Genomic DNA, 26,301 nt, shown 5'->3' on the forward strand with positions numbered 1-26,301 from the left:
CCGGGCCCCTGATAGGTCGTAGATGGAATTTGTCATTACGGTCGCCCGCTACGGGCTGCTCGTGCTGCTGTGGATCTTCGTGTTCACGGTGGTGGGAGTGATCCGGCGCGACCTGTTCGCGGGCTCTCGAACGAGCCGGATCGTCGCCGCACCCCGGGGGGTTGGTGCGGCGACGGCTCCTGGCCGTCCGGCGAAGGTGAAGCGCGGCAAGACCGCCCACCAGCTCTTCGTCACCGCCGGCTCACTGGCGGGCACCCGGATCACACTCGGTGAGGCGCCGATCACAATCGGCCGCGCCGAGGATTCGACGCTGGTGATCACCGATGACTACGCCTCAGCGAAGCACGCCCGCCTCGTGCCCCGCGCCGGCCAGTGGTACCTCGAGGATCTCGGCTCGACCAACGGCACCTACCTCGACAAGACCAAGGTCGGCGCACCTACCCCCGTCCCCCTCGGCGTGCCGATTCGCATCGGACGCACTTCACTCGAGTTACGGCCATGACCCTCACCTTGCGCTACGCGGCCCGCAGTGACCGCGGTCTGATTCGGAGTGGAAACCAGGACTCCGTCTACGCCGGACCGCGGCTGCTCGCCGTTGCCGACGGAATGGGCGGCATGGCCGCCGGTGACGTCGCCAGCAACATCGTCATCGCCACCATGGCGCCGCTCGACGAGGATGTGCCCGGAAACGCCATGATCGACACGCTTCGCGGCGCCGTCGACCTGGCCAACCAGCAGATCCGCGACGCCGTCGAGGAAAACCCGGCCATGGAAGGCATGGGCACCACCCTCACCGCCATGCTGTTCTCCGGCACCAAGATGGGCATGGTTCACATCGGCGACTCCCGCGCGTACATCGTGCGTGACGGAGAGTTCGCCCAGGTGACCAAGGACGACACGTACGTCCAGATGCTCGTCGACGAGGGCCGGATCAGCCTGGAAGAGGCCAACAGCCATCCCCAGCGCTCGCTGCTGACGCGCGCCCTCGACGGGCGCGACGCCGACCCCGAGTACTCGGTGCGCCAGGTCAAGACGGGCGACCGCTACCTGCTGTGCAGCGACGGGCTCTCCGGCGTGGTCAGCGCCGAGACGATCGAGTCGACGCTGCGCGAGTACGTCGACCCCAACCAGTGCGCCGGCCGGCTCATCGAGCTCGCCCTGCGCGGTGGCGGCCCGGACAACATCACCGTGATCGTCGCCGACGTCACCGACGAGGACATCGTCGAGGAGCGGCCGATCGTCGGGGGTGCGGCCGCCCAGGACCGCGGCATGGCCACGTCCGCCGACCAGTCGATGTCCTCGGCCCGGGGTGCCGCGCTCGCCGCGCCGCGCCCGCCGGTGCCGGAGTCCGACGAGGACGCGCGGGCCCACGCCGCGGCGACCGCCCGTGACGACGCCGGCCGCCCGAAGCGCCACCCGGTGCGCACCGTCGTCCTGCTGGTGGTGCTGCTGGGCCTGCTCGGCGGCGGCCTCTGGTACGGGTGGAGCGTCACCCAGTCGCGCTACTACGTGGGCGCGACCGACGACGGCACCGTCGCGATCTTCAAGGGCGTCCCGGGCAAGATCGCGTGGATCGACCTGTCCGAGGTCTACCAGCCGAGCGAACTCAAGCTCGACGACCTGACCCCGGCCGCCCAGAGCACGGTCAAGCAGGGCATCCAGGTCGACAACCTGGACCAGGCCAAGGACAAGCTCGCGGCGCTGACCGATCCCGAGAACCCGTCGCGGAAGCAGCCGTGCCCGAGCGGCGAGCCGACCACCGACGCGTCCGCCAGCCCCACCGGCGCGGTCGTGCCCGGCATGTCCGCCAGCGTCTCGGCCGGCACGGGTGCCGCGTCGCCGGCGCCGACCACGGCCGCGGTGACCACCGAGCCGCCGATGGCGTCCGAGACTCCGTCCCCGTCCGCCAGCTGCTGATCCGACGATGACCCTGACCGCGAGGCCAAGAGGAATTCTGCTGTGACCGCAACAGCCATCCCTTCCCCGTCGCCCATGGACCCGGGTGGCGGGGCCGGTGCGCCGCGGCCGGGCACCCGGCGCAACGTCGAGCTGGGGCTGCTGCTGTTCGTCGCCGCGATCCTGGTCATCTACGCGGGGGTCGTCGAGGGCAACGCGATCGGCGAGGTCACCGCGGACTTCTGGGTGCAGACCGCGATCCTTGCGATCATCTTCGGGGTCGCCCACATGGCGATCCGGTTCCTGGCGCCGTACGCCGACCCGGTGATCCTGCCGGCGGTCGCGCTGATCAACGGCCTCGGCGTCGCCTTCCTGCGCCGGCTCGACCTCGCCAACGCCAAGGCACCCCAGCGGGCCGACCTGAGCGTCTTCGGCGGCGACGGCTTCCGCCAACTCGGGTGGACCGCCGCGGCGGTGGTCGGCGCGATCATCCTGATGGCGATCGTGCGGGACCACCGGTCGCTGTCCCGTTACGCGTACACGCTGGGGCTCGCCGGCATCGTGCTGGTGCTGATCCCGGCGGTGCTGCCGGCGCGGTTCTCCTCGATCAACGGCGCCAAGCTGTGGATCAAGTTCCCGGGCTTCTCGATCCAGCCCGGTGAGTTCGCCAAGATCTGCCTGCTGGTCTTCTTCGCCTACTACCTGGTGCGCAAGCGCGAGGTGCTGTCGATGGCGAGCAAGCGCATCCTCGGCGTCGACTTCCCCCGCGGCCGCGACCTCGGCCCGGTCGTGCTGGTCTGGCTGCTGTCGCTGATGGTCCTCGTCTTCGAGAAGGACCTCGGCACCTCGCTCATGTACTTCGGCATGTTCGTCGTGACGCTCTACATCGCGACGGTCCGGGTCAGCTGGCTCATCATCGGCCTGGCCTTCTTCCTCGGCGGCGCGTTCCTCGCGTACTTCCTCGGCAAGACCGTCGGCGGCCCGTTCCTCAACTTCTCCGAGCGCGCGACCACCTGGCTCGACCCGTTCGCCGACGCGGACAACAAGGGCTACCAGCTGGTCCAGTCGCTGCTCGGCCTGGGCACCGGCGGGCTGACCGGGGCCGGCCCCGGCGCCGGCCAGCCGCTCAAGGTGCCCGAGGTGCGCACCGACTTCATCTTCTCCGGCATGGGCGAGGAGATCGGGCTCTTCGGCCTGACCGCCCTGCTCGTGGTCTACCTGCTGCTGGTCGAGCGGGGCCTGCGCGCCGCGATCAACGTGCGGGACTCCTTCGGCAAGCTGTTCGCCGGTGGCCTCGCGTTCACGCTGGGGTTGCAGGTGTTCGTCATCGTGGGTGGCATCAGCCAGCTCATCCCGCTGACGGGCCAGACCACGCCGTTCCTCTCGGCGGGTGGCTCGTCGCTGGTGGCCAACTGGCTGCTGATCGGTCTGCTGCTGCGCATCTCGGACGCGTCGCGACGCCCGGCCGGCGGTGCGCCGTCGATCGGGCTGGGCGGGGTGTCCACCGGTGGTGGGGGCGGCGCGCCGGTCCAGATCCAAGAGCTTCCCACGGAGGTCGTGCGATGAACGCCCCACTGCGCCGGGTCGGCGTCGTGGCGCTGGTGCTGTTCGCGATGCTGTTCGTGAATCTGAACTACCGCCAGGTGGTCAAGGCCGACGACTATCGGACGCACCCGCGCAACGGCCGGGTCCAGGCCAGCGAGTACGAGCGCGCCCGCGGCAAGATCATCAACGCGCAGGGCATCGCGATCGCCGACTCGCAGGAGACCGGCGACACGCTGAAGTTCCTCCGCACGTACCCGCTCAAGGACAAGTACGCGCACGTCATCGGCTTCAAGCCGGTCAACCTCGGCGCGACCAACCTGGAGAAGCTCAACAACGACTTCCTGATCGGCACCTCCGACAAGCAGGCCGCCGACCGGATCGCCGGGCTGTTCACGGGCAAGGACCCGGCCGGCGGCAACGTGCTGCTGACGCTGTCGCAGGCGACGCAGGAGGCCGCGTACACCCAGCTCGGCAACAACAAGAAGGGCGTGAAGAGCGGGGCGGTCGTGGCGATGGACCCGGCCACCGGGGCGATCCTCGCCGAGGTGTCGCTGCCCAGCTACGACCCGAACCTGCTGAGCACCCACGACATCAACGCCGCCAGCGCCAACTACAAGAAGCTGGACACCGACCCGGCCAAGCCGATGCTCAACCGCGCGGTGCAGGAGATCTACCCGCCCGGGTCGACCTTCAAGATCATCACGTCGGCGGCGGCGCTGTCCGCGGACTCGTCGCTGACGCCCGACTCGGTCGTGCCGGGTGGCGAGTTCTACCAGCCGCCGCAGACCTCGACGTTCCGCATCAAGAACGCCCACGAGGGCATCTGCCCCGACCAGATCACGCTGAAGCAGGCGCTGACCGTGTCGTGCAACACGGTCTTCGCCCGCATGGGCGTGGAGCGGCTCGGTGCGGAGAAGCTCAAGTCGATGGCGCAGGCGTTCGGCTTCGAGGCCCAGCCGCGCTTCATCGAGGACCAGGAAAAGAACTACTGCAACGTCGCGGCCAGCCACACCGGCCCGATGACCGCAGGCGACGACAACCGCGTCGACCCGCCGGCCGTGGCTCAGTCGAGCATCGGACAGCGGGAAGTGAAGATGTCTCCGCTGCAAGGCGCCATGATTGCGTCGACGGTCGCCAACGGGGGGCGCGAGATGCGTCCCTACATCGTCGACCGTCTGCAGAACGCCGACCTGTCCAACGCCGACCGGACCGACCCGAAGGAGCTGGGCCGCCCGATCAGCGGCGACGTGGCAGCTTCGCTGCAGCAGATGATGTTCAGTGTCGTCACTGCCCGTGACGGCACGGGCCGCAACGCCAACATCCCCGGCTTGCAGGTTGGTGGTAAGACCGGAACGGCGGAGGACGGTGACGATGCCGGTGACCACGGCTGGTTCATCGGCTTCGCAATGAAGGACGGCAAGCCGATCATCTCGGTCGCGGTCTTCCTCGAGAACGCTGGCAAGGGTGGCAGCGCGGAGGCGGCTCGCATCGCCGGCCTGGTCATGAAGGCATACGCGGACGAAAAGGGCATCAAATAATGAGGTGCGCGACATGTTGAGCGCCGGCACCACGTTGGGTGGGCGCTACCGCCTGGACGAGCGCATCGCCGGCGGTGGGATGGGTGACGTGTGGCGTGGCACCGACGAGGTGCTCGGCCGCACGGTCGCGATCAAGGTGCTGCTGCCCTCGCTGCTGGAGGAGGCCGGCTTCGCCCAGCGCTTCCGCGACGAGGCGCGCACCATGGCCACCATCAACCACCCCGGCGTGGTGGACATCTACGACTACGGCAGCGAGGGCGGCACCGCCTTCCTGATCATGGAGTACGTGGAGGGCGACGCCCTCTCCCGGACGCTGTCCCGCGTCGGCCGGCTGACCCCGGCCCGGGCCATGGCGCTCGTCGCCCAGGCCGCCGACGCGCTGCACGCGGCGCACGAGAAGGGCATCGTCCACCGCGACGTGAAGCCCGGCAACCTGCTCGTGCGGCCCAACGGCACGCTGGTCCTCACCGACTTCGGCATCGCCCGCTCCGCCGCCGCCGCGCAGCTCACCGCGGCCGGCTCGGTGCTCGGCACCGCCTCCTACATCTCGCCGGAGCAGGCCTCCGGTGCGCAGGCCACCCCGCTGTCGGACGTGTACGCCCTCGGCGTGGTCGCCTACCAGTGCCTGTCCGGGCAGCGCCCCTTCGAGGGCGACAACCCGCTGCAGATCGCGATGCGGCACGTCCGCGACATGCCGCCGCCGCTGCCCGCCGACATCCCGCCGCCGATCGCGCAGCTCGTCGAGCGCGCGATGGCCAAGGACCCGTCGGCCCGCTGGCCCAGCGCCGCCGCGATGGCGCAGGCCGCCCGCCGGGTCTCCGGCGCCGGTGGCGGCACCACGTCCGGCCCGGGCATCCCGATGGCGGCGCCGCTCGGCCCGCCCGGGTCGCCGGTCGGACCGCCCGGCTCGCCCGTCGCGTACACCCCCGTCTCCGGCCCTCCGGTCTCCGGCGGTCCCATGTCGGGCGCGTTCGGCACCCCGATCTCCGGCGGCGCCCCCACCTCGCCGGGCATCGGCGCCGGCGGCACGCGGATCATGCCCGGTGGCGCGGTTCCGCCGCCGGGTGTCGCCGCGGCAGGTGCCGGACACGCCGCCCGCGGCGCGGCAGGCGTCCCGCCGCCGCCCAGCAACGAGACCGCGTACTTCCCGGGCGACGCCGGCAACTACCCGCCCACCGGCGGCTACCAGCCGGCCCCGCCGTCCAACAACCGGCCGGGTGGCAACCGCAACACGATGGTGCTGCTCGGCGCGGCCGCCGCGGTGCTGGTGCTGCTGCTGGGTGTCGGCGGCATCTGGTACGCGATGAGCGGCAACGACACGAAGGACACGCCGAGCAGCCAGGGCACCACGGCGGCGGCCTCGCAGGCGCCGTCCAGCGCGAAGCCGACCGGTAAGACGGTCAACATCCCGTGCGACTGGTCCAGGCTCCAGACGCGGGCGAACGTGGTGCGGCAGCTGCAGCGGCAGGGCTTCAAGGTGAAGGAGACCCCGCAGGACGGCAAGAAGCCGATCCCGGGCCAGGTGCTGAAGGTCGAGCCGTGCGGCCCGACGACCCCGGTGGGCGACATCGAGGTGTTCTACCAGGAGGGCGGCGGCAAGCTGCCGACCACCGAGCCGTCGGACGACAACGGTGGCGCGGGCGAGTCGCCCAGCGCCGGCAACTCGTCGCAGCCGGCAGCCGGCAACAAGCCGTCCTGCCCGCCCGGCGAGACAAACGTCGGCGGCCTGTGCGTCAAGACAGGGTGATCCGTCCCGCCGGACGGGTGCGTCCCGGCGGGCCGGATCGTCCCGACGGGCTGGATCGGAATGGGTTCTCGTCGCAAGACGTGGCAAGGTAAGAGTCGATGACCGAAGGACGACACGACATGACCGCCCAGCCTCGCCTCCTCGGCGGCCGTTACCAGGTCGGGGAGTTGCTTGGCTATGGCGGCATGGCCGAGGTCCATCGGGGCCGTGACCTGCGCCTTGGCCGCGATGTCGCGATCAAGACCCTGCGCACCGACCTGGCCCGCGACGCGACCTTCCAGCTGAGGTTCCGCCGTGAGGCGCAGAATGCCGCCTCGCTCAACCACCCCGCGATCGTCGCCGTGTATGACACCGGCGAGGAGCGGGGGCCCGCGGGCGAGGAACTGCCCTACATCGTCATGGAGTTCGTCAACGGCCGCACCCTCAAAGAGGTGCTCGCGGCCGAGGGACGGCTCATGCCGAGGCGGGCCCTGGAGATCACCGCCGACATCTGCGCGGCGCTGGAGTTCAGCCACCGGCACGGCATCATCCACCGGGACATCAAGCCCGGCAACGTGATGCTCACCCAGACCGGCCAGGTCAAGGTGATGGACTTCGGCATCGCGCGGGCTCTGGCCAGCGGCGCCACGACGATGACGCAGACCTCCGCGGTCATCGGCACCGCGCAGTACCTGTCGCCGGAGCAGGCCCGCGGCGAGCCCGTCGACGCCCGCAGCGACGTCTACGCGTCCGGCTGCGTGCTCTTCGAGCTGCTGTGCGGCCATCCGCCGTTCGTCGGGGACAACCCGGTGTCGGTGGCCTATCAGCACGTCCGGGAAGACCCGCGGCCGCCGAGCAGCAGCAACCGCGACGTGACCCCCGATATCGACGCGGTCGTGCTCAAGGCCCTGGCCAAGAACCCGCTCAACCGCTACCAGAGCGCCGGCGAGATGCGCGCCGACGTCATGCGCGCGGCGGCCGGCCGCCCGGTCTCGGCGCCGCCGGTCATGACCGAGGACGAGATGGCGACCGTGATGGCGGCGCAGACCGCCTACCGGCCCGCGCCGCCCGCCTCGCGCCAGCCCGCCCGCGCCGCGCAGCGGCAGAAGCGGAAGAACTCCACCGGCATCGCGGTCGCGCTCACGGTGCTGAGCCTGCTCGCGGTCGCCGCGCTGTCGATCGGGCTCTACCTGGCCAACCAGGAGCCGATGGCGACGGTGCCCGATCTCGTCGGTAAGAGCGAGCAGGAGGCCCGCGACGCGCTGCGGGCAGCGAAGCTGGAGGGCGACGGGCGCCCCGGCGCCAACGAGAACTGCAAGACCGGCACGGTCACCCGGCAGAACCCGCCGAAGGGCCAGGAGGTCAAGGCGGGCACCCAGATCGACTACGAACTCTGCGGCGCGCCCTCGATGGCCATCATCCCGACCCTGATCCGGTCCACCAAGGACGAAGCCAGCAGGCTGCTGACCAACCTCAACCTGAAGCCCAACGTCGTCGCGAAGGACGGCCCCCAGCCGAAGGACGAGGTCATCGAGTCCGACCCGCCGGCCGGCTCATCGGTGAAGATCGGCTCCACGGTCACGATCTACGTCTCGAAGAACAACCAGGCGGTCATGCCCGACGTCTCGAACAAGACCCTCGCTCAGGCGCAGGCGCTGCTCGAGACGGCCGGCTTCACGGCGGACCCGAAGACGACGGAGACGCAGGTGATCGACCCGACCAAGGACGGCCTGGTCATCAGCGCGTCGCAGCCGACCGGCAGGGTGCTGATGAAGACCGAAGTGATCACCCTGCGGATCGGGGTGCTGGCGAGCGGCAACCAGTCCGGCTCACCGAAGCCGAGCGGCAGCGCCTCGCCCGGCAATTAGGCCCGGTTCACCCGGTTTTTCCACCCATCACCGTACGTACCCTGTGGATAACACGGCAGTTATCCACAGGGTTATGCACAGGGCGCCTTACGCGAACGCGGCGATCCGGCGGGCTTCCACCTCGGCGACGAGCTCCGGCGCCCACTCCAGCGCGGCGGGGAGGCCGCAGGCGGCCAGCCAGTTCGCCAGCATCTGATGGCCGCCCTGGGTGAGCACCGACTCGGGGTGGAACTGCACGCCCTCGATCGGCAGCTCGCGGTGGCGCATCGCCATGATCACGCCCGACTCGGTGCGGCCGGTCACCTCGATCTCCGGCGGCAGCGTCGACTCCACCACGGCGAGCGAGTGGTAGCGGGTCGCGATGAACGGGTCCGGCAGCCCCTTGAGGACGCCCTGGCCGCCGTGGGTGACCAGAGAGGTCTTCCCGTGCAGCAGCTCGGGCGCGCGGGTCACGGTGGCGCCGAATGCCGCGCCGAACGCCTGGTGCCCGAGGCACACCCCGAAGATCGGGATCTTGCCCGCGTATTCACGGATGACCGCCATGCAGATCCCGGCCCGCTCCGGCGTGCCCGGCCCGGGGGAGAGCAGGATGCCGGCCGGCCGCGCCGCGCCGATCTCCTCCACCGAGATCTCGTCGTTGCGGCGCACGTCGCACTCGACGCCGAGCTGGCCCAGGTACTGGACCAGGTTGAACACGAACGAGTCGTAGTTGTCGACGACCAGGATGCGCAAGCGGCTCACCTAGCTCGGTAGGACCTGCGGGGCTGACGGCGTCTTCGTGGGCAGCTTCGACGGCTGCTTGGAAGGCTGCGTCGACGACTGTGTCGACGGCCGTTGCGACGGGTCTGTGCTCGGCTGCTGCAGTTGTCCGCCGTCCTGGTCGGTGGTCTCGACCTGGACGTCGTCGAACGGCAGGATCGGCTCGACCGCCGGGAAGACCTTGTACCACAGCAGCGCCCCGAGCGCACCGATCAGGATCACCGAGACCAGCGACTTGAGCTGCCATTGCTTGAAGGGGATGTGCCGCCAGATCCATCCGTACACGCGGCTATCCCTTCAGCTCGGCGGGGTCGCCGGCGGAGACGGGCTGGGACCGGTCGAGCTTCGCGTGCACGACGAGCCGCTGGTAGTTGTTGAACTTCGGGTTGCAGGTCGTCATGGTCAGCAGCGCCTCGGTGGGTGCCGTCCCGGGCTTGCCCGGCACGGGCGCGACGACCTGGACCGCCGTGGGCAGCACGATCTCGTGACCGATCACGCGGTAGACGTACCAGGTGTCCTGGGTCTTGATGACCACCGGATCGTTGGGCTTGAGCTGGTCGAGGTCCCACCAGATCGCCGGCGTGCGGTGCCCGGCCATCGAGAAGTTGCCGATCTGGCCCGGCAGCGCGGTGTCCGGGTAGTGCCCCGGCGCGTAGCGGATGTCGGCGGCGGTCACGCCCTGCACGACGGCCCACTTCTTCTTGAGCCGCGGGATGTGGACGGAGGCGATCACCGCCCCGTTGGCGGGCTTGGCGACCGGTGCCGGTGGTCCGGACGGCGACACGGTCGGGTCGGGCTCCGGGTGGGACCACTGCTGCTCCAGCTGGCGGTTGAGCTCGTCCTGGTGCGCCTCGACGATCGCCGACTTGCCCCAGACCTCGTAGCCGGCGAAGAGCAGCACGATGAGGCCGAACGTGATGAGCAACTCGCCGGTGCCCCGGCTGACCGCCCGTACGACCGTGCCGAACGTGGTCCTCGTGTATTCGGAGTACACGCTGCGATAACCCTCCTGGGTGCGGACCGGCCGCAACGGCACGACCTTGACACCCTTTTCGGCGTCAGGCTCCGTAGTCGCTTCCGGTTCATCCTGGGGGGTGGCTTTTGGGGTTGTTTCCGCCGCCGCGGGGACCTTCGGCAGCACCGTGGTGGCGTCGGCCGCTCCTGGCGGCCCGCTGTGCTCGGTGAACTTCGGGATGTAGGCGGTGGCGTCCGCCGGTCCCGCCGGTCCCGCCGTGACGGTCTCGGCGGCGTCCATGGGCGGGCGGTCGTCCCGGATGCGGGGGATCATCCGGGTCGCGATGTCGTCCTGGTCGAGGGCGCGATGCCGGGGACGGTGCGCGTCGCTCATGCCGCCGCCTTCCGCGTCGGCCTGAGCCAAGCTGCGTTCATGGTTCGCGGCTCCTCGCTCCGCTGCGCCCCGTTCATGGTCAGGACCCGGTCGTCGCCGACCGGAGCGCGGTGGAGCCGTCGTAGGCCTTCGCCTGCACGTCTGCCTCCATCCGCACCTGGTAGCCCAGGCCGAAGTTGTCCGCGGCGTTCCTGAACAGCGCAACTCCCTCCGTGTCGTCGAGCGAGCGCTGGAGGCGCACCTGGTCACCGATCGCGGCGATCTCAAACGGGGGCGAATACACCTGACCATCGAGCAGCAGCGTGTTGCCAACGCAGCGTACCGCGCTCGTGGCGATGACCCGGACTCCCATGAGCGTCATGGCCTCGGCGCCGCCGGCCCACAACGCGTTGACCACGGCCTGTACGTCCTGCTGGTGGACCACCAGGTCGTCCGGACGGGCACCCGCCGGGCGGCTGCCGTCGGGCCGTCTGGGGGCGTCGTCGAGCACGACCACGAGTCCCGGGCCGTGCACCGCGGTCAGCCCGGCGCCGGCCAGCTGGCTCTCGCCGCGGCGGCGCTGCTCGCCGACGGCGCCGTCCGCGCCCTCCTGGCTCTGCTGCTGCGCCTCGATCTCGCCGCGCAGCCGGGCGGCCCGGGCGCGGGCCGTGGCGATTTCCTGTTTTCTTCCAGCGATCAGGTTGGTCAGCTCGGGGCGCCGGTCGTCGCGCAGATCCGTGCCGCCCGCGGTCGCCGCGGTCAGCGAGAAGAGCAGCCCGGCCGCCGCGAAAACCAGCGGAGTCGCCGCTGACCAGCCGAAACGCTGGCCCTTGCGGGGGTGCGGCAGCATAGCGCGGCCGAGCCTGCGCAGGGCGCGGGCCCACGAGGAATCGCCCGATGTGTACTCCACCACGACCCCTCCCCCCGGACGCGTGCCGACTTGACTACGCTAGACGTAGAACATTATTCAGGCCGACGCTGGCGGAGGTGGCGGCGTCACGTGGATAGTGTTGGCCAGACGACCCCTCCAGGAGAGCGCCGTGCCGAAGTCGACAGTTCGTAAGAAGAAGGTGTACACGCCGCCGGCGGAGTTGCGCCCACAGGAGACGGTGGCCGCCAAGCGCCGTCCGAGCCCGGTCTGGGTGCCGATCCTCGCGGTGAGTCTCATCGTGATCGGCATCGGGTGGCTGGTGACGTACTACCTGACGCAGGGCTTCTTCGACGTGGAAGCGTTCTCTGCCGTGGCCAAGCTCCAGTACTGGAACCTGGCCATCGGGTTCGGGTTCCTCGTGGCCTCGCTCGGCGTCCTGTCCAAGTGGCGCTGATCTAGTTCCCCTGCTCCGTCACAGCCCCTTCGGTGCGTTCGCGCGCCGAGGGGGCATTTGGCGCTATTCCGTCACAACTTGCGGCGTCGCCTGTGGGTGTCGCATCCGCGCGTCATAGCGTGTGCTGCGACAAACTTCACGTTACTCATGAGTAACCAGGGGGACTAAGGTCTCCTGAAGGACCAGCGGCGTGGGAGGCAAACGGCATGGGCCCAGTGCAGATCATCGCGACCAGTGTCGCGGCGGTGATCACCGTCGTGGCCATCGTGCTCGTCGTGCGCACCGTGCGCCGGATGCTCTCCGTGGTGCGGCTGGGTCAACCCGACCCGTCCCGGAGCGGCCCGCGCGGCCTGCGCCTCAAGACGATGCTCGCCGAGACCCTGGGGCACACCAGGATGCTGCGGTGGACCGTGGTCGGCGCCGCGCACTGGTTCGTCATGATCGCCTTCATGGCGCTGTCGTCGCTGGTGCTGGAGGCGTACTTCGAGGTCGCCGACCCGGACCACGGCCTGCCGCTGATCGGCGCCTGGAACGTCTACGGCCTGGTCACCGAGTGGATCGGCGTGCTCGGCTTCATCGGCATCCTGGTCCTGATCGGCATCCGCCTGCGCAACCTGCCGGGCAACCCCAACCGCCGCTCCCGCTTCACCGGCTCGACGATGTGGCAGGCGTACTACGTCGAGTACACGATCCTCGCCGTCCTGCTCTGCGGCTTCTTCATCCGCGGCTTCAAGGCCGCCAACGACACGCTCGAGTGGCCGGTGTGGGCCGCGCCGGTCAGCCACGGCCTCGGCGCCGTACTGCCCGCCAGCGCCACCGCCGTCAGCCTCATCGCCATGCTGAAGATCGTCGTGTCGATGACGTGGGTCATCGTGATCGCCAGCAACATCACGATGGGCGTCGCCTGGCACCGCTTCCTGGCGTTCTTCAACATCTACTTCAAGCGCGAGCCGGGCCGCGCCGGCTCGGGCCTGCGCGCCCTGCGGCCGATGATGAGCGAGGGCAAGCCGCTCGACTTCGAGGAGGCCGACCCGGAGAAGGACCAGTTCGGCGTCGCGCAGGTCGAGCAGTTCACGTGGAAGGGCATCCTCGACTTCTCCACCTGCACCGAGTGCGGGCGGTGCCAGTCGCAGTGCCCGGCCTGGAACACCGGCAAGCCGCTCTCGCCGAAGCTGCTGGTCCTGAGCCTGCGCGACCACGCCTACGCGAAGGCGCCCTACCTGCTGGCGGGCGGCTCGTCGGCGACCGAGGAGGCGCTCGCCAAGGTCGACGTCCTCGCCCTCGCGGAGAAGGACCGCCCGCTGATCGGCGGCGTCGACGAGAACGGCGTCATCGACCCCGACGTGCTGTGGTCGTGCACCACCTGTGGCGCCTGCGTCGAGCAGTGCCCGGTCGACATCGAGCACGTCGACCACATCGTCGACATGCGCCGCTACCAGGTGCTCATCGAGTCGAACTTCCCGACCGAGGCCGGCGTCATGCTCCGCAACCTCGAGAACAAGGGCAACCCGTGGGGCGCCGCCCAGTCGACCCGCGAGGACTGGACCAAGGGCCTGGACTTCACGGTGCCCAACGTGGCCGACGGCGGCGACTTCGAGTACCTGTTCTGGGTCGGCTGCGCCGGCGCCTTCGAGGACCGCGCGAAGAAGACGACCCGCGCCGTCGCCACCCTGCTCAACGAGGCGGGCGTGTCGTTCGCGATCCTCGGCCAGGGCGAGACCTGCACCGGCGACCCGGCCCGCCGCATCGGCAACGAGTTCGTCTTCCAGATGCTCGCGCAGCAGAACGTCGAGACGCTCAACGAGGCCGGCGTCAAGAAGATCGTCGCGACCTGCCCGCACTGCTTCAACACCCTCGCCAACGAGTACGGCCAGCTCGGCGGCCACTTCGAGGTCATCCACCACACGCAGCTGCTCGCCCAGCTGGTCTCGGCCGGCAAGCTCACCCCGGTGCAGCCGGTCGACGGCGCCATCACCTACCACGACCCGTGCTACCTGGGCCGGCACAACCGCGTCTTCGCCCCGCCGCGCGAGGTGCTCGGCGCGGTGGCGTCCACCCAGGACGACGCCGGCCTGGTCGAGATGGACCGCTTCGCCGAGCGCTCGTTCTGCTGCGGCGCCGGTGGGGCGCGCATGTGGATGGAGGAGCGGATCGGCAAGCGCATCAACGTCGAGCGCGTCGAGGAGGCGCTGTCGACCGGTGCGAAGACGGTGGCCGTGTCCTGCCCGTTCTGCCTGACGATGCTCGGCGACGGGGTCACGGGCAAGAAGGCCGCGGGCGCCGCCCCGGACGACGTCGAGGTCGTGGACGTGGCGTCGGTGCTGCTCCGGTCGCTGTCGTCCAACAATTCTTGACAAATCGGACTTTTCGCTCTAGCTTCCTGAAGGACGGGTCAGCGCTGCCCGATGACGTTCATCGCCATCGCCAGCGCTACCAGTACCGCCGCCGCCGTCGCGATCACGCGAAGGCCACGCAGGCTCTCCGACCACGCTGCCTTGCGCGCGCCCGGGACCAGCGCCTTCGTGCGCGAGTAGTCCAGCCGCGCGCGCTTGGCCTTGGTGTTGGCGCTGCCGGCGGCGAACCCGGCGACGACTGCTATGAAGACACCGATCAGTGCCGCTCCCATACCGCCCTCCTTGGGTCGTTTTCACAGCATCGAGGCTGCTTCGGGGTGCGAGAAGTCCCCGAAAGAGGGAGGGTGATCTACGCCTCTCGATACGGGTGACATTCGAGCGGGCCGCCGTCGGCGGAGCGTGGGTTCACGTGGAACAATCGGCTGTCACCTCGAAGGGATCGTCGCGCGCGCGTGTTCACCACCCTGTTGCCCCTCCTGGCCTTCGCGCTGCTCACCGCGGCGAACGCGGGCTTCGTCGCGGCCGAGTTCGCCCTGGTCACGGTCGACCGGGCGGAGATCGAGCAGCAGGCCGCCGGTGGCGACCGCAAGGCCCGCACCGTCCGGGTGGCGCTGCGTGAGCTGTCCTTCCAGCTGTCCGGCGCGCAGCTCGGCATCACCATCACCGCCCTGCTCGCCGGCTATCTCGCCGAGCCGGCCCTGGCGCACATCTTCGAGCCGCTGCTGGAGCCGGTGTTCGGCACCATGACCAAGGGCGCCGCCCACGTCGCGGCGCTGATCCTGGCGACCCTGCTGTCGATGCTCTTCGGCGAGCTCGTGCCGAAGAACGCCGCGCTCGCCAAGCCGATGCCGGTGGCCAGGGCGACCGCCGGGCCGCAGCGCATGTTCTCCAAGCTGTTCTCCTGGCTGATCAGCCTGCTCAACGGCTCCGCCAACTGGATCGTGCGCCGGTTCGGCGTCGAGCCGCAGGAGGAGCTCGCCAGCGCCCGCTCGCCGGAGGAGCTCGGCCTGCTCGCGGCGATCTCGGCCCGCGCCGGCGCCCTGCCGCGGGAGACCGCGGTGCTGTTGCAGCGCACGATCCGCTTCGGCGACAAGCGCGCCGCCGAGGCGATGACCCCGCGCGTCGACGTCATCTCGCTGCGCGCCGACGCCACGGTCGCCGACCTGCTCGCCACGTCGGTGCAGACCGGGTACAGCCGCTTCCCCATCTACGTGCAGACCCTGGACCAGGTCACCGGCGTCGTGACGGTCACCGACGCGCTCGGGGTGCCGCCGGTGCGCAGGCCCACCACGAGGGTCGGCGCGGTCGCGCGGGAGCCGGTGTTCGTGCCGGAGAGCCTCGACCTCGACGGCGTCCTGCAGGCGCTGCGCCGCGGCGAATCCGACTTCGCGATCGTCGTCGACGAGTACGGCGGCACCGACGGCGTCGTCACCGTCGAGGACCTGGTCGAGGAGCTCGTCGGCGAGATCGTCGACGAGCACGACATCGAGGAGGAGCCGACCACCGCGCACGGCATGCCCGACCTGACCGCCCCCGGCGACGAGCGCACCCTGCTCGTCGACGGCGTGCTGCGCGAGGACGAGCTGGCCGAGGTGACCGGCTTCCGGATGCCCGAGGGCCCGTACGAGACGCTCGCCGGCTTCCTGATGGCCCGCCTGGGCCGGATCCCCTCCGTCGGGGAGATCTGGAAGGAAGAGGGCTGGGAGTTCACCGTCGTGGAAGTCGAGCGGCGCCGGATCGAGCAGGTGCGTGTCGTGCGCCCGGAGGCCTACGATGAGTGACCTGCTGATCACGGTACTACTGCTGCTCGGCAACGCCTTCTTCGTCGCGAGCGAGTTCGCGCTGATCGCGTCGCGGCGCACGGTGATCGAGCCGATGGCCACGACGTCCCGCCGGGCCCGCACCGCGCTGCGGGCGATGGGCGAGATCCCGCTGATGATCGCGGGCGCCCAGCTCGGCGTCACGATCTGCTCCCTCGGCCTCGGCGCGCTGGCCGAGCCGGCGCTCGCGCACGGGCTGCAGGGGCCGTTCGAGGCGCTGCACATGCCCCACCAGCTGATCCACCCGGTGGCGTTCGTCCTGGCGCTCGGCGTGGTCGTGTTCGCGCACACCGTCATCGGCGAGATGGTCCCGAAGAACCTGACCCTGGCGTCGCCGGAGCGGGCGGTGCTGTGGCTCGGGCCGCCGATGCTGGCGTTCTGCATGGTGTTCAAGCCGGTCCTGGTCGCCATGAAGTGGGCGTCCCGGGTGATCCTGTCGCTGTGGCGGATCGAGACGACCGGCTCCGTCAAGACGGTCTTCACCGCCGAGGAGCTCGCCGGCCTGGCCGCGCAGGCCACCACGGAGGGCCTGCTGGCGCCGGAGGAGCACGCCCGCATCACCGGCGCGCTCGCGCTGAGCCGGCGCACGGCCCGCGACGCGCTCCGGCTCTGGTCGGAGATCACGACCGTGGCGGAGGACGTGTCGCCGGCGTCGCTGGAGGTCCTCGCGACCCGGACCAACCGGTCGCGGTTCCCCGTCGTGGAGCGGTCGTCGCGGCGGGTGCTGGGCTTCGTGCACGTCAAAGACGTGCTCGGGTTCGTCGGCCCGCAGCGGCGGGCACCGATCCCGCTCGACCTGATCCGCCCGCTCGGCATCGTGCCGCCGACCAGGACCCTCGCCGAGCTGCTGCTGGCGATGCGCCGGGAGCGGCAGCACATCGTGCTGGTGAGCGACGGCCGGGTGCCGATCGGCGTGGTCACCCTCGACGACGTGCTCACCGCGGTCGTCGGGCAATCCGTCCCCTGATCGTGTTCAGCCGGGATTTTGCCTCCCGGATTTCGGCATAATGTCCGGTTATGCGTACGTGGCTCCTCCTCCTGGCTGCGCTCGTGCCTCTCGCCGGCTGTGCTTCCCCCACGCGACAGCAACCTCATGAATCCGCGCCGTCGGCTCGGCCCTCGCCCGGTCACGCCACGATGTCCGGGGCGGCACCCTCTTCCCCGGCCGCGCCCTCGTTCGTTGCCGTCGCGCCTTCGGCCACGGTCCTGCGGTACAGCTTCGACAGTGGGATCACAGGACCGGTGCTGGACGGCGCGGGCCGGCTCCCGCTGCGGATCCGCAGGGCCGGCGGCCAGCTGTCGACCGTGCCGCACAACGGCGGACTCGCGGTGCGATTTCCCCGGCCGTGTGAGCACTACGGTGCGGAGAGTTGCGCACGCGCCATCCTGCAGAGCGGCCCCGCTGAATTCCTCAATCCGGGCCAGGAAGCGTTCTCGTATGGCGCGAGCGTGCTCGTCGCGCCCAATGAGACTTCCAAAGGCGCCAATGTTCTGCAAAAAGGGTTCTCGGTCGGTGACAGTCAGTTCAAGTTGCAGGTGGACGGCGCCGCCGGGCGCCCCAGTTGCGTGATTGTCGGCGTGGGCGGATCTACCATTTACGTAGCCCTCGCATCGCTCACCGTGGCCGACGGGCGGTGGCACCGGATCGAGTGTTCGCGCAGTGACGCCCTGCTCACGGTGGCCGTGGACGGTCAACCCAGGGGTCGGGCGACCATTCCTCCGTCACTGTCCATAGTGAACGCGGATCCACTCTGTATTGGCGGTAAGGGAACCAGTGCGAACAACGACCAGTTCGCCGGTGCAATTGATGATGTGTTCATCACTCGGGCGCCCTGACTTTTCGGTTAAATCGGACACCCGCTTGCTCCACTGGGTCACTCGCCATACCGTAAATTCCGGTCGGATGGATGTCCGCGCCCACCACGGGTGCGCCAGACGGCACCGCCGAGTCGATTTCTGAACCGGGGACCCACCTGCGTCATCGGGGTGAATCCGCGATCTGCGGTAGGACGACCTTCCCGTCCGAACCCGTCAGCTAACCCGGTAGGCGGCTGGAAGAAGGAGTGCCCCCTCCATGCGGCCCAACCGTCTGGTTCGGCTCCTCGTTGCCACGATCAGCGGTCTCTCGCTCGCCGTCGGAATCACCGGACTCGCTCACGCGGACCCGACGCCCGCCGAGCTCGAAGCGCAGATCGACAAGAAGTGGAATGAAGTCGAGCCCATCATCGAGCAGCACAATCTGCTCAAGGGCGAGCTGAAGGCCAACCTGGCGAAGCAGGCGCAGCTGAAGAGCAAGATCGACCCGCTGCAGGCGCAGGTCGACAGCGCGCTGCTGCGGGTGAGCGCGTTCTCGGTCCTGCAGTACAAGACCGGGCGGGTCTCCAGCTTCAACGCGCTGATGACGACCGGCTCGCCGGACACCTTCGCCGAGCAGCTCGTGATGCTGAACATGCTGGCCAAGGACGAGGCCGAGGGCATCAAGGACGTCATGGACAGCAAGAAGGTCCTCGACGACCAGAAGAAGCCGCTCGACGAGCTGATCGCCAAGCAGAAGGCCGCCGAGGCGGAGATGGCGACGAAGGAAACCACCATCAACGCCGAGATCAAGACGCTCAACGACATGCGCACGAAGGCGTATGGCTCCAGCGGCGCGACCGGCGAGCTGCGCCCCGTCGCCTGCCCCGTCGAATACTCCGGCGGCGACGCCGCGAAGGCCGCGCAGGTCGCCTGCCAGCAGATCGGCAAGAAGTACGTGTGGGCGGCCGAGGGCCCCAACACCTTCGACTGCTCGGGCCTCACGCTCTACGCCTGGAAGCAGGCCGGCCACACGCTGCGGCATTACACCAAGTGGCAGTACTCGGACACCAAGCGCGTCACCAGAGCCGACCTCAAGGCCGGCGACCTGGTCTTCTTCTACAGCGACATGCACCACATGGGGATGTACGTCGGCGGCGGCTGGATGGTCCATGCCCCGACCACCGGCGACGTGGTCCGCATGAAGAAGATCGACACCGCACCGATCTCCGGGTACGGCAGAGTGGCTTAGATTTTCGGGACCTGGCCGGCCTTTACGTCGTCGGCCAGGTCCGCCAGTTCTGGTGGGAGCGGCTCGCCGTCGGGCCGCGCTGCCCCTGGTACCTGCTGCCGTACACCGCGGACCCGTACGGGTGCTCCGACGGCGACGACAGCCGGAAGATGCACAGCTGCCCGATCTTCATCCCCGGCCAGAGCATGATCGGCAGATTGGCCACGTTGGACAGCTCGAGCGTCACGTGCCCGGAGAACCCCGGGTCGATGAAGCCCGCGGTCGAGTGCGTCAGCAGCCCGAGCCGCCCCAGGCTCGACTTGCCCTCCAGCCGACCCGCGAGCTGATCGCCGAGGCTGATCACCTCCAGCGTCGAGGCGAGCACGAACTCCCCGGGGTGCAGCACGAACGGCTGGCCGTCGTCGACCTCCACCATCGCGGTGAGGTCGTCCTGCTGGATCGCCGGGTCGATGTGGGTGTACAGGTGGTTGTTGAACACCCTGAACCACCGGTCGAGCCGCACGTCGATGCTCGACGGCTGGACCAGGTCCTTGTCGAACGGCTCGAGCCGCAACTGGCCGTCGGCGAGCTCTTTGGTCAGGTCACGGTCGGAGAGCAGCACGTCCTGACCCTATGTGGTTTGGTTCGTGGCTTTCGCGGTGGCCCCTCGGACCGCCTCGACGACTCGCTTCGCGGCGTCCAGATCGTGCTCGTCGAACTCCGCGAGCGCCTCCCGGATGTGCCGCCCGAGCGGCGCGAAGAACTCCTGCGCCAAGGCCTTCGCCGGCGGCTGCATCACGAGGTGTACGCGACGCCGGTCCTCCGTGTCGTGCCGGCGCTCGACGTGCCCGGCCTTCTCCAACCGGTCCAGCAACGCGGTCGTGGCCGCCGGGCTCAGCCGCAGCGTCCTGGCCAGCTCCCCGGGCGTCAGCGGCTGCCGTTCCTCCGTCGCCCGCCAGATGTACGCCACGGCGTTCATGTCCGTGCGGTGCAGCCCGTGCTGGCGGGTGAACACCTCCAGGAACCGGTCGGCCTCGAGGTTGAACTTCCTCAGCAGGTCGATCAGCTCGCCGCTCGCATCACCCACAGGGTCATTGTCCTTCATTCGTGGAATCACACACTTTTCGTACACGTGTACGAGTAAATTGGGGGCATGGCGACGTGGGCTGAATTCTCCGCGGCCGAGCCTCTGCTGGCGACGGCCATCCGCACCCTGATCTGCCAGTACGGCCCCGGCATGGGCTACCTGGCCACCATCCGCCCCGACGGAGGGCCCCGCGTCCACCCCGTGATGCCCGTCATCACCGACGAAGGCCTCTACTGCTTCATCCTCCCCTCCCCGAAGCGCCACGACCTCGACCGCGACGGCCGCTACGCGCTGCACAGCTTCCCCGCCGAGGACACCTCCGACGAGGCGTACCTCTCAGGCCGCGCCGCCCCCGTCATGGATCCCCTGGTCGTGGCCTCCCTGGCCCTCCAGATGCGAGCCGCGCAACGCGTGGACTGGAAGCTCTACGCCCTCACCATCGAGGTAGCGATGATCGTCCAGCGCGACTCCCCCCTCACCTCCACCAAGACCCTCTGGCGCGACCGCTTACCCCGACTTCCCAAAGCCCGCCGGAATGGTCCGTGCACGGCGGCCGCGGATTCGGTACAGTAGGCGTCGCTCGCGGGTGTAGTTCAATGGCAGAACATCAGCTTCCCAAGCTGACAGTGAGGGTTCGATTCCCTTCACCCGCTCCAACGCTAAGGCCCTGGTCAGGACTGAGGTCCGCCAGGGCTTCGTTGCATGTCGGCCGACTCGAACCGCCTCTGGGCCATCAGCGGGCCATTGGGGCTCAGTGTCAGCTGTTTCAATGAGGCTGACGGCGTTCGGGCCGGTGAGGCATCGCAGAGTCCTGAGGCCTCGCGTCGGGCGCTTGCTGCGGTAGCCTCGGATTGCGCGACGTAGAGGAGTCGGGATGAGTGCCGCGACCGTGGGTGCTGAGATGCCGGCGCAGGTCACCCTGGATGATCTGGCCGCGATGGCTGCTGCCGACGAAAACCACCGCTACGAACTCAGCCCCGAGGGAGTGTTGTCCGTCATGCCGCCAGCGGACCCCGATCACGCGCTGCTCGTGACGCGGATCTTCGCCTGGTTCCTGACTAACGGATACGGTCCTGAGCAGGTCGTTGTCGACTGCGGCATTGACGTGGGCGGTGGGCGGGTACCGGACCTTTCGGTCTGGGCTGACGGCAGGCCTCCACGGCGGGCACGTTCAAGCTATGCAGGCGTCGACGGCCTGCTTCTCGCCGTCGAGGTCGTCTCCAAGGGCTCAGAAGTTGCCGATCGGGTGACGAAGAAGGACGAGTATGCAAAGGCTGGCATTCCGCGTTACTGGATCGTGGAGCGAGACGCCGGCAACACCGTGCATCGGCTGACGCTGGACGTTCAGGCGGCGGGATATGTCAACTCCGATGACACACAGCCTCTTGCCTGGCTGCTGACCACTACCCCGGACGTGGGATGAGTACCTCTTCGGTCAGCTCACGAGCCACGAACTCGGCGCGATCATGCCTGCATGCCATTAGCGTGCCATTACGGCAGGCGCGCTGAGGTTGCTGTAGGCCGCTCGGTGCCGGACCGTCGAGCACACCACCTGCAAGTTCTGGGTCTGCATGTCCAGTTCCCAAGCTGACAGTGAGGGTTCGATTCCCTTCACCCGCTCGGACCTGAGGGCCCTCTGTTCGCGGGAAGCGCGAACCGGGAGCCCTCGCCATACCCGCCTGGGGTCCGAACCCCAGACCTCACGATCTGTGGTCAGCAGCCGTCGTGGCTGAGGCGCACCAAGCACCTCAGCTTGCTGCCGGCTGACGCTCCGGGTTCGGCGAGCCGCTGGCTGAGCCCGGCGTGCCATGAGCGGGCCATTCGCCCGTCTGTCAGCTGTCGGGGCGTGTTTGCTCCAGGCTGGCTACGATTCGCGCTGTGCGGCTTCCGGAAGTGATCCCGATCAAGTACGTGCCTGACTATCGGACTGACCGCATCGGTCGGTATGCAGGTGGGCAGTTCTTCGCTGACATCACTGGCGCATACCAAGAGAGTGTCACGCGGGGAGACGATTGGCGTCACCAGCAGCGGATCTATGCGGTGCTCCATCGCTTCGACGACAGCGGGCATCACCTGGGCTCGGACATCTGGTGCGCCGGCGTCCGGGCCGACGGTCCTGCAGCCTTCGAACAAGCCGAGCAGATGCTGTCCGACTGGCTGTCGAACCTTGGGGCAGTCACCTACTGCGACATCGCCATCCGGCCCTTCCGAGCCGACTTCGACGACGTCATCTTTGGCCTCATTGACGAGACCATCGACGATCCTTACGAGGGTCACGGCGGTCCATGGGCTGAGCTCTACCCTCAAGAGCTTGGGTTCCACGAGCCTTGGGACGGCGAGTACGACACCTGAAATGCGCGTGATTGGTTGCGGCCCGGAAGCGATTGCTTCCGGGCCGCAGTTCGGGGGATTGTCAGGAGAACATGAAGGTTGCGGTGTGGGTGGTGCCGTCGATCAGGGTGACGATCAGCTGGCCGCACGTCTTTGCCTGGGTTTTCTGGGTCTTCCAGACGTAGTTGTACTGGTCGGCTGCCGCGTCGTAGGTCAGGGAGCTTGACCCCGCCGTCACCGTCGTCTCGACCGGGTCCTGCGGGGTGGAGGTGTCGCAGGCCACCGTCTGCAGGGTGGGGGCGCCGCCGGTGAAGATGTTCAGGCCCTGGTTGCCGGAGAGGCCGAACTTCACCGGGACCGCGCTGCCGGCCTTGACGACGTTGAGCTTGTCGACGTTGATCGGCGAGCTGAAGTCGCGCCAGCCGTACACCACCTGGTAGGTGACGCTGACCGGCGTGGCCGTGTTGCCGGCGCGGTCACGGCCGCCGGTGCAGGTGGCGGTGAAGTAGCCGACCTTCGGGCCGCCGGTGACGGTCAGGGTCGCGGACTTCGCCACGCCGCTGCCCGCGTCGGTCGTCGTGCAGCCAGGCGTGACGGACACGCCCAGCGTGATCTGCTGGCCCTGGGTGACGCCGGTGACCGCCACGGTGGGCGCGGTCACGTCCTCGGCCTCGGTGACGGCCTTGTACGCGTTGACCAGCCCGTGTCCGAAGAAGCCGTTGACGTTCGGGTTCGCCGGGTCGACCTTGCACCGGCCCTGGGTGAAGTCGGTGCCGGAGGTGGGGCAGGCCAGCGGGATCGCCTGCTTGCGCAGGAGTTCCGCGATGTAGTCCGGGGTCGCACCGGGGTGCTTGGACACCAGCAGCGCGGCGACGCCCGCCACGTGCGGCGACGCCATCGAGGTGCCCGAGAGCGTGCGGTAGCTGCTGACCCCGGTCGAGGGGGACGTGGAGTAGATGCTCGAGCCGGGTGCGGCCACGTCCACGGCCCCGAGGCCGAAGCTCGAGAAGGACGACCGCGCCGGCTGCGTGGTCAGGCCCTGGGCCCACGGGCCGACGGCCGCCGCGGGGACGGTCGGCTGGGTCGTGGAGGAGACCGTCACCACGCCGGGCAGCTCGGCCGGCAGGTCGAGGCAGCTCGGGTCGAGCGTGCGGCGCACCGGGTTGGTGTCGTCGGGGCTCGTCGTGTCCACCGTCTTGTTGGCGAGGTCCTGGTTCTCGTTGCCCGCCGCCGCCACGTTGAGGATGCCGTGGGCGGTGGTGTAGTCCACCGCGCGGCGGACCGCCTCGACGACCGGCGCCTGGTCGGACTGGCTCTCGCACCAGTACAGCCACGGGTCGATGTAGTAGCTGTTGTTCGTGACCTGGATGCCGTGCTCGGCGGCCCAGACGAAGCCGCAGATCGCGTACTCCGGGTAGATGAAGCCGTCGGAGTTGACCACCTTGATGGAGGCCAGCTTCACGCCGGGCGCGACGCCGACGATGCCGACGCCGTTCTTCGCCGAGGCGATGGTCCCGGCCACGTGCGTGCCGTGGTAGTCGGCGGTCAGGCTGGTGGGCCGCCACGCACCCGGCGTCGTGTCGGGAGCGCCGGTGCCGACGCAGTTGACGGACTTCGACTGGTCCACCACCGGCGCGAGGTCCTGGTGGTTGGCGTCGATGCCGTCGTCGAGCACGCCGACCGTGACGGTGGAGCTGCCGAGGTTGGCCTCGTGCGCCGCACGCGCGCCGATGAGGACCATGTCGCTCTGCCGAGTCGCGTTCTCCATCGCGTCCGGCGCGTAGGCATCCGCGGCCTCGACGGCCTCGGTGTCCTCGGTCATGGCGGGCAGGGCCGCGGTCCGGGTCGCGCCGACGGAGAGGACGGCGTCGCCGGTGGCGGCGCCTTTCACCGCCTGGACGAACGAGGGGTTCGTGGAGCGTGCGATGACCACGCCGATCTGGGCGTACGACACCGTCACCGTGCCGCCGGCCGCGGTGACGGCGGCGACGGCGTCCGCCGTCCGATCCTTGTTCACCGCATTGACGACGTAGCTGAGGTTAGGGCCGGTGGTTTCGGCCGCCGCGGCCATTGGCGCGATTGTTGCGCCCGCCATGACGGTTGTTGCCGCTGTTGCGGCAAACAGGGCATACCTGGGTAACCGGGATTTCAATCCTGGCCTCCTGCGAAACGGGGGGTGACCCCGTGTTGTGATAGGGGTTCGGTGATCGTATTTGCGTCGTCAGACAAATTTCACTCGTCTGTACGGCGGATGGTCACTACCGCTCGGAAACGCCTATTTCCGCGAGCGTGCACGAGCGCGCCCGGGCGCGACTCAGTGACATTTCTGCCAATGCAATAGACCTGCGAAAAGCTACTTGTCGAAATGCAACCTGGCTTTTCGCACCCAGCACCGAACCGCGCGATGCGGCGTCACCGGAGCCCGGACGGGCGCATCGTTGCTGGTCAGTGGCGTCCCGGGCAGTGACCGGGGTGAACACTCATGAGTGCGAAATCTTGACGACATCGGAGCGAAACCTAATACTGCTGGCGGGTGATATTCCATTCGATAGTGAATAGATATTCACTAGAGAGGAGCTGCTATGCAGACGTCCGGACCCCGGGACGGCTCGGCTCCTGGTGCTCGGCACCGCTTTCGGGTGCTGGCGGCGGCGGTGGCCACCGCTGGACTTGCGGTCGCGGCGAGCGTGACCGCGCAGCCGGTCGCCGCGGCGAGCCAGGGTGTGGAGCAGGCGCAGAAGCCACGCACCGTCGTCACCACCGACATGGAGCAGGACGACCTCGCGTCGCTGATCCGGTACCTGTACTACACCAACGATGTCGACACCCAGGGCATCGTCTACGCCAGTGGCCGGTACCACTGGGCCGGTGACGGGAAGGGCACGACCTTCTTCCTGCCGGGCCGCTAGTACAAGACCCCGCAGACGTCGTGGCGCTGGACCGGCACCAACACGATCCAGGACGACGTCCTCGCCGGGTACGCCAAGGTCTACCCCAACCTGAAGAAGCACGACCCGGACTACCCCACGCCGGGCGAGCTGCTGTCGCGGGTCAAGGTCGGCAACATCGACTTCGAGAACGAGATGGACCACGACACCGACGGGTCGAACCTGATCCGGGATCTCCTGTTCGACAACGACCCGCGGCCGCTGTACCTGCAGGCGTGGGGCGGCACGAGCACGATCGCGCGGGCGCTCAAGTCCATCGAGGAGCAGTACTCCGGCACCCCGCAGTGGAGCAAGGTCAAGGCCGCCGTCTCGACGAAGGCGGTGATCCTGGCCAGCGGTTTCCAGGACGACACCTACGCGCAGTACATCGCGCCGGTGTGGCCGGAGCTGCGGGTCGAGAACCTGCAGGCCGGCTACTCCACCTGGGGTTACAACTGCAGCCGCGGCGCGGGCAACACCCGCGGGCTGCCGCAGGACCGGGTGTACTTCAGCGGCGCCTGGATCAAGGCGAACATCCAGGTCGGCCCGCTGGGGTCGCTCTACCGCTCCTGGTTGGACGGGCAGGCGATGCCGGGCGACCAGCTCGACATCTTCGGTGACCCGAAGCTCGCCCCCACCGGCTGGTGCAAGCCGCTGTCGCCGTACGACTTCCTCTCCGAGGGCGACAACGTCGCGTTCAACCCGCTGCTGCACACCGGCCTGCAGGACCCGGCGAGCCCGGGCCTCGGCGGCTGGGGCGGCCGGTCGGTGCA

At 69.0% G+C, this 26,301-nt stretch carries 22 protein-coding genes, 1 tRNA gene, 2 pseudogenes and 1 riboswitch; of the genes and pseudogenes, 17 read left to right on the forward strand and 8 right to left on the reverse strand.

The window, feature by feature from the left end:
• Positions 1-22 precede the first annotated feature (22 nt).
• The 6 genes and pseudogenes from AB0J72_RS02250 (at position 23) to pknB (ending at position 8,573) form a co-directional block, all read left to right on the forward strand.
• Positions 23-502: an FHA domain-containing protein gene (locus AB0J72_RS02250; protein ID WP_327007183.1), complete on the forward strand. Its 480-nt coding sequence runs from the start codon at positions 23-25 to the stop codon at positions 500-502.
• A complete protein-coding gene (locus AB0J72_RS02255) occupies positions 499-1,917 on the forward strand; it encodes a protein phosphatase 2C domain-containing protein (RefSeq protein WP_363393504.1) in 1,419 nt (472 codons plus the stop codon). Before AB0J72_RS02250 ends, AB0J72_RS02255 begins: the two co-directional genes overlap by 4 nt.
• A 75-nt stretch (positions 1,918-1,992) precedes the next feature.
• Positions 1,993-3,462, forward strand: a complete 1,470-nt coding sequence (locus AB0J72_RS02260; RefSeq protein WP_363393938.1) for an FtsW/RodA/SpoVE family cell cycle protein — start codon at positions 1,993-1,995, stop codon at positions 3,460-3,462.
• Positions 3,459-4,979, forward strand: coding sequence for a penicillin-binding transpeptidase domain-containing protein (locus tag AB0J72_RS02265; protein WP_363393506.1), 1,521 nt, complete (start codon positions 3,459-3,461; stop codon positions 4,977-4,979). The genes AB0J72_RS02260 and AB0J72_RS02265 overlap by 4 nt, the downstream gene beginning before the upstream one ends.
• Before the next feature lie 13 nt (positions 4,980-4,992).
• A pseudogene (locus AB0J72_RS02270) lies at positions 4,993-5,793 on the forward strand (serine/threonine-protein kinase); the annotation flags it as partial.
• A gap of 1,052 nt (positions 5,794-6,845) precedes the next feature.
• Entirely contained in the window at positions 6,846-8,573 is a 1,728-nt protein-coding gene (gene pknB / locus AB0J72_RS02275) for a Stk1 family PASTA domain-containing Ser/Thr kinase (protein WP_363393940.1), read from the forward strand.
• Positions 8,574-8,660: 87 nt separating this feature from the next.
• Here pknB and AB0J72_RS02280 read toward each other — a convergent pair whose 3' ends face one another.
• The 4 genes from AB0J72_RS02280 to AB0J72_RS02295 all read right to left on the reverse strand — a co-directional run bounded on the left by AB0J72_RS02280 (position 8,661) and on the right by AB0J72_RS02295 (position 11,569).
• On the reverse strand, positions 8,661-9,305 hold the full coding sequence (locus AB0J72_RS02280) for an aminodeoxychorismate/anthranilate synthase component II (protein WP_363393508.1): 645 nt from the start codon (positions 9,303-9,305) through the stop codon (positions 8,661-8,663).
• 9 nt (positions 9,306-9,314) lie between these two features.
• Positions 9,315-9,617: a hypothetical protein gene (locus AB0J72_RS02285; protein WP_363393510.1), complete on the reverse strand. Its 303-nt coding sequence runs from the start codon at positions 9,615-9,617 to the stop codon at positions 9,315-9,317.
• Between the two features lie 4 nt (positions 9,618-9,621).
• Positions 9,622-10,680, reverse strand: a complete 1,059-nt coding sequence (locus AB0J72_RS02290; RefSeq protein ID WP_363393512.1) for a class E sortase — start codon at positions 10,678-10,680, stop codon at positions 9,622-9,624.
• 79 nt (positions 10,681-10,759) lie between these two features.
• Positions 10,760-11,569, reverse strand: coding sequence for a DUF881 domain-containing protein (locus AB0J72_RS02295; protein WP_360568744.1), 810 nt, complete (start codon positions 11,567-11,569; stop codon positions 10,760-10,762).
• Between the two features lie 130 nt (positions 11,570-11,699).
• Between AB0J72_RS02295 and AB0J72_RS02300 the strand changes: the two genes are divergently transcribed.
• Positions 11,700-11,984 (forward strand): cell division protein CrgA, encoded by a 285-nt coding sequence (locus AB0J72_RS02300; protein WP_360568745.1) that lies wholly within the window; start codon positions 11,700-11,702, stop codon positions 11,982-11,984.
• A 206-nt stretch (positions 11,985-12,190) separates the two neighbouring features.
• Complete coding sequence (locus AB0J72_RS02305; protein ID WP_363393514.1) at positions 12,191-14,338, forward strand: (Fe-S)-binding protein; 2,148 nt, start codon at positions 12,191-12,193, stop codon at positions 14,336-14,338.
• Positions 14,339-14,376: 38 nt separating this feature from the next.
• Here the strand turns inward: AB0J72_RS02305 and AB0J72_RS02310 are convergent, their stop codons facing one another.
• Entirely contained in the window at positions 14,377-14,610 is a 234-nt protein-coding gene (locus AB0J72_RS02310) for a hypothetical protein (RefSeq protein WP_344508383.1), read from the reverse strand.
• A 180-nt stretch (positions 14,611-14,790) separates the two neighbouring features.
• Between AB0J72_RS02310 and AB0J72_RS02315 the strand changes: the two genes are divergently transcribed.
• From AB0J72_RS02315 to AB0J72_RS02330, 4 genes are all read left to right on the forward strand, one after another.
• Positions 14,791-16,119 (forward strand): hemolysin family protein, encoded by a 1,329-nt coding sequence (locus tag AB0J72_RS02315; RefSeq protein ID WP_363393517.1) that lies wholly within the window; start codon positions 14,791-14,793, stop codon positions 16,117-16,119.
• The gene (locus AB0J72_RS02320; protein ID WP_363393519.1) at positions 16,112-17,125 is read left to right on the forward strand and encodes a hemolysin family protein; all 1,014 of its coding nucleotides are present in this window, start codon (positions 16,112-16,114) and stop codon (positions 17,123-17,125) included. The genes AB0J72_RS02315 and AB0J72_RS02320 overlap by 8 nt, the downstream gene beginning before the upstream one ends.
• 275 nt (positions 17,126-17,400) lie before the next feature.
• Positions 17,401-17,994: a LamG-like jellyroll fold domain-containing protein gene (locus AB0J72_RS02325; protein ID WP_363393521.1), complete on the forward strand. Its 594-nt coding sequence runs from the start codon at positions 17,401-17,403 to the stop codon at positions 17,992-17,994.
• Between the two features lie 96 nt (positions 17,995-18,090).
• Positions 18,091-18,223, forward strand: a riboswitch (cyclic di-AMP (ydaO/yuaA leader).
• 9 nt (positions 18,224-18,232) lie between these two features.
• On the forward strand, positions 18,233-19,204 hold the full coding sequence (locus tag AB0J72_RS02330) for an NlpC/P60 family protein (RefSeq protein ID WP_363393523.1): 972 nt from the start codon (positions 18,233-18,235) through the stop codon (positions 19,202-19,204).
• A 22-nt stretch (positions 19,205-19,226) separates the two neighbouring features.
• On the opposite strand, the gene dcd is transcribed toward AB0J72_RS02330, so the two are convergent.
• Together dcd and AB0J72_RS02340 are read right to left on the reverse strand one after the other, a co-directional pair.
• On the reverse strand, positions 19,227-19,805 hold the full coding sequence (gene dcd, locus AB0J72_RS02335) for a dCTP deaminase (protein ID WP_344508373.1): 579 nt from the start codon (positions 19,803-19,805) through the stop codon (positions 19,227-19,229).
• Positions 19,806-19,814: 9 nt separating this feature from the next.
• On the reverse strand, positions 19,815-20,270 hold the full coding sequence (locus AB0J72_RS02340) for a MarR family transcriptional regulator (protein ID WP_363393525.1): 456 nt from the start codon (positions 20,268-20,270) through the stop codon (positions 19,815-19,817).
• Positions 20,271-20,336: 66 nt separating this feature from the next.
• Here AB0J72_RS02340 and AB0J72_RS02345 point away from each other — a divergent pair, with 66 nt between their 5' ends.
• The 4 genes from AB0J72_RS02345 (at position 20,337) to AB0J72_RS02360 (ending at position 22,622) form a co-directional block, all read left to right on the forward strand.
• Positions 20,337-20,843: a pyridoxamine 5'-phosphate oxidase gene (locus AB0J72_RS02345; protein ID WP_344508369.1), complete on the forward strand. Its 507-nt coding sequence runs from the start codon at positions 20,337-20,339 to the stop codon at positions 20,841-20,843.
• Positions 20,844-20,852: 9 nt separating this feature from the next.
• Positions 20,853-20,926 (forward strand) — tRNA-Gly (locus AB0J72_RS02350).
• Positions 20,927-21,144: 218 nt separating this feature from the next.
• Complete coding sequence (locus AB0J72_RS02355) at positions 21,145-21,693, forward strand: Uma2 family endonuclease (protein ID WP_363393527.1); 549 nt, start codon at positions 21,145-21,147, stop codon at positions 21,691-21,693.
• A gap of 455 nt (positions 21,694-22,148) precedes the next feature.
• Positions 22,149-22,622, forward strand: a complete 474-nt coding sequence (locus AB0J72_RS02360; RefSeq protein WP_363393529.1) for a hypothetical protein — start codon at positions 22,149-22,151, stop codon at positions 22,620-22,622.
• A 61-nt stretch (positions 22,623-22,683) separates the two neighbouring features.
• Here the strand turns inward: AB0J72_RS02360 and AB0J72_RS02365 are convergent, their stop codons facing one another.
• Positions 22,684-24,618: a S8 family serine peptidase gene (locus tag AB0J72_RS02365; protein ID WP_363393531.1), complete on the reverse strand. Its 1,935-nt coding sequence runs from the start codon at positions 24,616-24,618 to the stop codon at positions 22,684-22,686.
• 565 nt (positions 24,619-25,183) lie between these two features.
• On the opposite strand from AB0J72_RS02365, the pseudogene AB0J72_RS02370 reads away from it, so the two are divergent.
• Positions 25,184-26,281, forward strand: a pseudogene (locus AB0J72_RS02370) (DUF1593 domain-containing protein); the annotation flags it as partial.
• Between the last annotated feature and the right edge of the window lie 20 nt (positions 26,282-26,301).

The sequence above is a fragment of the Dactylosporangium sp. NPDC049742 genome (genome assembly GCF_040674675.1).
Lineage (GTDB): Bacteria > Actinomycetota > Actinomycetes > Mycobacteriales > Micromonosporaceae > Dactylosporangium > Dactylosporangium maewongense.